This is a genomic window from Bacillus sp. 05T22, assembly GCF_056396765.1.
Genome location: NZ_JBFTMC010000177.1, coordinates 1 through 5345, shown reverse-complemented (window position 1 = coordinate 5345; position 5345 = coordinate 1). Strand labels below are relative to the sequence as shown.

The 5345-nt window shown below is 34.7% G+C and carries 5 protein-coding genes and 1 pseudogene; all 6 read left to right on the top strand.

Going from position 1 to position 5345, the window contains the following annotated elements:
• Positions 1–388 (top strand): DUF4176 domain-containing protein (locus tag AC1DIT_RS26950; RefSeq protein ID WP_476998546.1); only part of this gene is annotated, 388 nt, incomplete at its 5' end.
• Entirely contained in the window at positions 389–2413 is a 2025-nt protein-coding gene (locus AC1DIT_RS26945; RefSeq protein WP_016132684.1) for a T7SS effector LXG polymorphic toxin, read from the top strand.
• A gap of 18 nt (positions 2414–2431) precedes the next feature.
• The gene (locus AC1DIT_RS26940; protein WP_016114218.1) at positions 2432–2788 is read left to right on the top strand and encodes a hypothetical protein; all 357 of its coding nucleotides are present in this window, start codon (positions 2432–2434) and stop codon (positions 2786–2788) included.
• Positions 2789–3742: 954 nt separating this feature from the next.
• The gene (locus AC1DIT_RS26935) at positions 3743–4081 is read left to right on the top strand and encodes a hypothetical protein (RefSeq protein WP_229161516.1); all 339 of its coding nucleotides are present in this window, start codon (positions 3743–3745) and stop codon (positions 4079–4081) included.
• 7 nt (positions 4082–4088) lie between these two features.
• The gene (locus tag AC1DIT_RS26930) at positions 4089–4481 is read left to right on the top strand and encodes an immunity 22 family protein (RefSeq protein WP_016114220.1); all 393 of its coding nucleotides are present in this window, start codon (positions 4089–4091) and stop codon (positions 4479–4481) included.
• Positions 4482–4814: 333 nt separating this feature from the next.
• Positions 4815–4976: pseudogene (locus AC1DIT_RS26925) on the top strand (MFS transporter); the annotation flags it as partial.
• Between the last annotated feature and the right edge of the window lie 369 nt (positions 4977–5345).

Genomic DNA, 5345 nt, shown 5'->3' with positions numbered 1-5345 from the left:
AGGTACCGTTGTGGAATTGGACATAGACATGATGCCAGAGGTAATTCAAAATATGTTCAAGAATAGTGAACTCGGAGAACTCGTGATTTTAACAGGACGCAAAGTACCGTTAAGAGAGGGATTTAACGATTATGTGGTAGATTATCTCGGTTACTTGTGGCCATTTGGTGAAATGAGCAACACACCAGCGATTTATGTGTCCAATATGATGATTAAGCGAGTTGTTTCACATGGGATGACGAATGAATGGGAAGAACAATTTGCTTTTACTTTCTTACGAAGTATGCAAGTAGCAAATGGCAAGTTATCCAGTGCCTTTTTACCACTAGATAAAGCGCTCGCTTTCTATGAAGCTATTCATACTTCACCAGAAAGAGAGGCGGATTAAGTGGGCTTTCAAGTAGATTTAAAGGAATTCAAGGAAGTACTGGAAAAACTCCAAAAAGACACCAGTAAAACCAATGAACAACTTGAACAAGCCAAAAACGCATTGAATGGGATTATTCAGGCCGATGCCATGCAGGGTGAAACAGGAAACGCGATTGTCAACGACATCAATAATAACCAAAATGCAGTTGTGATTGGGTTGAAAGATACCAATAAAATTCTTATTAGGGAAATGGTGACAACTTTCCAGGATTTTCAGTCAACAACGGGAGAAACTGATGAGAATGCGGTTATTCTGGAAGATGCATTACTGCAAACACAAAACAAACTTTCCAATCTTCAACCCAAGAAACATGAACTTGATAGTCGCATCTCTAATATTTACAACAGCGTAAGTGATTTGATTTCACTGAGTATGCCGAACAGCCAGTTTGATGAAAAACTGGTTGCAGCCAGCAAAGAACTAGAGGATACGATTCAAAAAGTACAGCAATTTGAAAGCAAAAAAGCAGAAAGCAATGCGGAAAACATTCTCAATGCCCTAAACAAACAAGTTCAAATTGCAGGGGACATGGGCAGTTTATCTTATACTGATCCGCAACTTCGAGCTTTCTTTGCGCAAGATGCGTTGGCAAAAGGCATTCATGAAATGGATACACAAATCACGAATGCGGAAAAAGAAGCGAAACTTGAAGCTGAAAGAGAAATGAAGAAAAAGCAAGAGGAATGGGCGGAAAATCATCCATTGGAGGCTTGGCTTCAAGACCTTTCCAAGAGTGCCGGTGAGAAATGGGATGTATTGAGAAAGGGTACAAAATGGGTAGGGGACAACATTCCTTTACTGAAAGACCTTTCTGATAAAGCCTTGGTGTTAGAGGGTTTTATAGGCGCGGCTGGTTCCGCTATTAGTGGGATAGCGATAGGTGCAACGAAATTAGGTTTCCTAATCGCAGAGCTTGGTGAGTGGGGCTTTAATTCGATACGCGGCGTAGAAACAGAACAATGGAAACTGGACGATATTTACGGAGCAGGTAATACGATAAAAAGTCTTGGACAAGCCATTATCAGCTGGCAGGATTATCCTAAGTATGGTAAGGCACTAGTTAACTCCGTAAAAGGTTATGTGGAAAAAGCATTGACCGATCCTTATGCTCTTGGTGGCGCGATATTTGATATTGGTAGTTGTTTTGTCGGCGTTGGTGAAGTAACCGCCGCAGTGAAAGGAACAGCTGCATTCGGAAAATTCGCAGAGGGTACAAAAGTCTTTCAGGTAGCCGCGAAAAATAGTAAAATAGTTGGTAAGTTGGAAGAAGTAACGGCATTAATGAATAAGTTGCCGAGTAGTATGAAGAATGTCGTGGAGAAGATTAAAAATATTGAGATCCCGAATTTTGGCCCTAAAACTTCGTTTGCTGGCATTGGGAATGGAGGAGGCGGAGGATTAGACGCTCTGAAAGATGCTTATCAGTTTATGAAGGAGAATGGGGAGAAGGTTTTTGGTAAGGGTGAAGCTTTGGGGAATAAAAAAGTAGCAGTAGGAGAAGAGATTATTGCCCAAAGGGTACTGAAAGCAGAACTTGATTTAACACCAAAACTTACACCATACAAATCTTTAAGTAGGGGTCAGCAGAAAAAAATAAAAGAAAAGATTGAAAATCGTACAGTAACAAAAGAAGAATATAAAAGATATCAATGGGATAAAAGATTTTCAAAAAGAAGAGCTGCAGGGGTTAATGAATTTTGGAAGCAAGAAAAGAAAAGAATTTTAGATGGAGAACCTACAACAAGGGATTGGACTAATGAACAGATACAAGAGATTTTAAAAGGAAAAAAACCTCAATATAATGGGAAATCAATAATTGGGCATCATACTTACAATGCTATGAATTATCCACATATATGTAATAGAGGAGAATTAATTTATCCTGTAACTGGCAGGGAACATTTAAAGGGTTGGCATGGCGGAAGCTATAGAAAAAATGCACCTGGTAGACCTGTTAATCCAAACTATTTAGAAGAATTTTAATGGAAAGGAGAATAATAGATGAGTAAAATGGCAATTAAAATAGGCTCTAATGGTTTATTTAGTAAATGTGTAGTACCCTTAAGAAAGTACACTGGTTTAGGGATTACAGAGATAAAAAATAAAATTGAAAACAAAGATTTTTTTGCCGAAACAGATGCAAATGATATTGATGATATGGAAAATTTAAAAGGATTAGTTGATAACTTGTTGAAGTTAGGTGCGGAAGTGAAAATATTTGATAGCGATGAATACGGTGAAGGAATTTTCGATTACCAAGAAATTTCTTACGGCGAATTTATAAATAATATTGACCGGTTAAAAGAAATTATGGAAGAATTACAGGATTACGATGATGCTTTGTCTGACGAAGTTTAATTGGTCTTAATAATTATTATTTTAAAAATATATGTTAAGAGCTTGTGTTAGTAAAGCAACATAAGCGAGTGATAAAGCACATGGTTCTAAAACTATACATACAAAAGCACATAAGAAAAATGGATGAAAAAGAATGTATTTTTGAAGTGGATAGAAAAATATATGGTGTTTGAAAATATATACTCCATGATGGTTGTACCATCATGGAGTACTGTTTGCAACGATAGAATAGAAAACGAAGTACGAGCTTAGGCGAGATGACATTTTATATGGCGATGAATATAAACACATGGAATGTATATGAAACTAATGAACTCGTACAAACTCGTAAGTTTTAATGTAGTAGTTGTCACGACATATAAAAGGTGTCATACTGTTACCATAAAACTTAAAAACATATGAACTTAAAGCGCTTGATTGTCTACGAAAGGCAACAAGTGCTTTTTTTGTGGTTTAACGTGAAAATTTAAAAGAGCACTATAATTTTATAAGTGAGCTAAGTGTTAATTTTTATAGATTGTAATGGTTGTAAACAGTGTATGACGATAGTAGAGGAAAAAATAAAGGGTTGTGTTATGTTTTGAAGTCATCGTAAAGTACGTTTTAACGGATGAACATTATGCACACGTTATCCGCAAAAAATGGGTAAACTTTACAGGGACTTTAATTGCTGTAACGGGAGAGGACTCAATATGAAAGAGAAAGTAGTTGGTTATGTACGAATTTCAACTGAGTATATGGAATGATGAAATATAAAATGTCATATGAATTGCCGGTAGTACAAGAGAAATAAGTAGTTTAATAAGGTTTTACATGGTTTGCTTTTTGTTGTGAGAGTTTAAGATTACAACATAGGGTACGGGTGAAGATATAGGAAAAATAAATATTCCTTCCATTAGGAATGGAGAGTTCAATAAATGGTTTGACGATTTATCTTCAGAAGATTTTAATAAAATGTGGGAAAACCCTAAGTTAAGAAAAAGAATTGAAGATAGAATTCGAAGATCGGGAGGATATCATGAGTGGCATTTGGTGGCAAGAACTCCAAAGTTTAAAGAGTGGGGAATATCAATGAATGATATAAAAGAAATGAGAACTTTAACAAAAGATGTAAAATTTGTTAATCCATCTGGTGTTCATGGTGGAGAAGGTTCTACAGTAGCTCATAATCAAATTCTAAGAATTATAGATACATCAAAAGATTATGAAACCTTTGTAAAAGGATTGAATAATTGGGCAGAAGATAGATTGGAAAGCGGAAAAATGGGATTACCAATTGAATTAAGGAGGTAGTAAAATTATGAATGACCATGTATCAATATGGATTGGGAATTTTGAGAGTAAGGAAGAGTTAATGAATTATACAAATATTGAGTATACAGAAGATGGAGATAGTATTTCTTCAGCTTTCGAAAAAGACTTTAACTTAGATTATTATGATCGCGATTTAATTGAAAAGAAATGGATTAGTAAATCGACAAACAGTGTGAAGGATTTATTAGATGGATTTTCTTACTCCGATCAATTTTTAGAACAATTGGATACTATAAGATATAGTGAAGAATTTAATACTGCTATTCTAATTTACAATTTGGAATATGATGCTCAAAAAACAAAAAGTAAATTTAAAAATAGTGATTTGAAGTTTATTGGTGTTGCACAATATACAATTACTGTAGATGATAGATGGTAATTTTTTAAACCTTATGAAAGTATGTGAGTTAAATTAAGTGGATTAAAAACCTTGAGTGGCTGGTTGCCTTTCAAGGTTTTTTTACTTTAGTTTAAATTAAATAAGCTAATATTTGAGTGGGACAATTTGAAGATGATCTGTTTGAGAATCGAAAGCTCATGATGGTTGTACCATCAAGGCATTTTTTTAATATTTGCTTTGCGAGGTAAATACGATAAGTATGTGAGATGACATGACATGGCATTTTATATGGCAGGTGTAGTTTATGATATGCAATAGCTAAAAACTAAAGAGAATGACAAAGCTCGTGGTGATAAAGTACGGCTAACTTAAAAAGGTGAAGCGATGAGAGTAATTGAAAAATATCCCGATATATTACACAAAACACTTGAATTGGCTGAACACAATTCCAGATCGGCGAAAGTTGTAGGAAATGTATGTGTAGAAATGCTTGAAAAGGACGAACAATTACGTGAAAGATTAAGTAAGTTGTAGAAATCACCATACAGAAGAAGGTGTAATAGCTGAATTTGAAGATGCTGTAAAAAAAGCAGGTCTTAAACCAGAAGGTGTGAAGGGGATACTATACATGCATTAATCTAATCCAAATGGAATTTGTAATAAATGTACAAAGGGTTTGTTTGACTCTGTTCCAGATGATAAAAGAGGAATATTTAAGAAATTGACGGATATGTATCCAAATTTGAAAATTAAAGTATCAACTGAAATAGATCCAAGCTTACAATACCCAAGAGATACATTATCTTTTGAGGTAATAAATGGATTGATAGAAAATGTGGTTAAAATAAGAAAATAGGTGGGGAATGATAGTCATGGATTTTATTAATAAGCTCAATATAGAGG

What these genes read in the sequence shown, in the direction of transcription:
- AC1DIT_RS26940 (WP_016114218.1), top strand. Translation starts at nt 2,432, where the DNA reads ATGAGTAAAATGGCAATTAAAATAGGCTCTAATGGTTTATTTAGTAAA.
- AC1DIT_RS26935 (WP_229161516.1), top strand. Translation starts at nt 3,743, where the DNA reads ATGTGGGAAAACCCTAAGTTAAGAAAAAGAATTGAAGATAGAATTCGA.
- AC1DIT_RS26930 (WP_016114220.1), top strand. Translation starts at nt 4,089, where the DNA reads ATGAATGACCATGTATCAATATGGATTGGGAATTTTGAGAGTAAGGAA.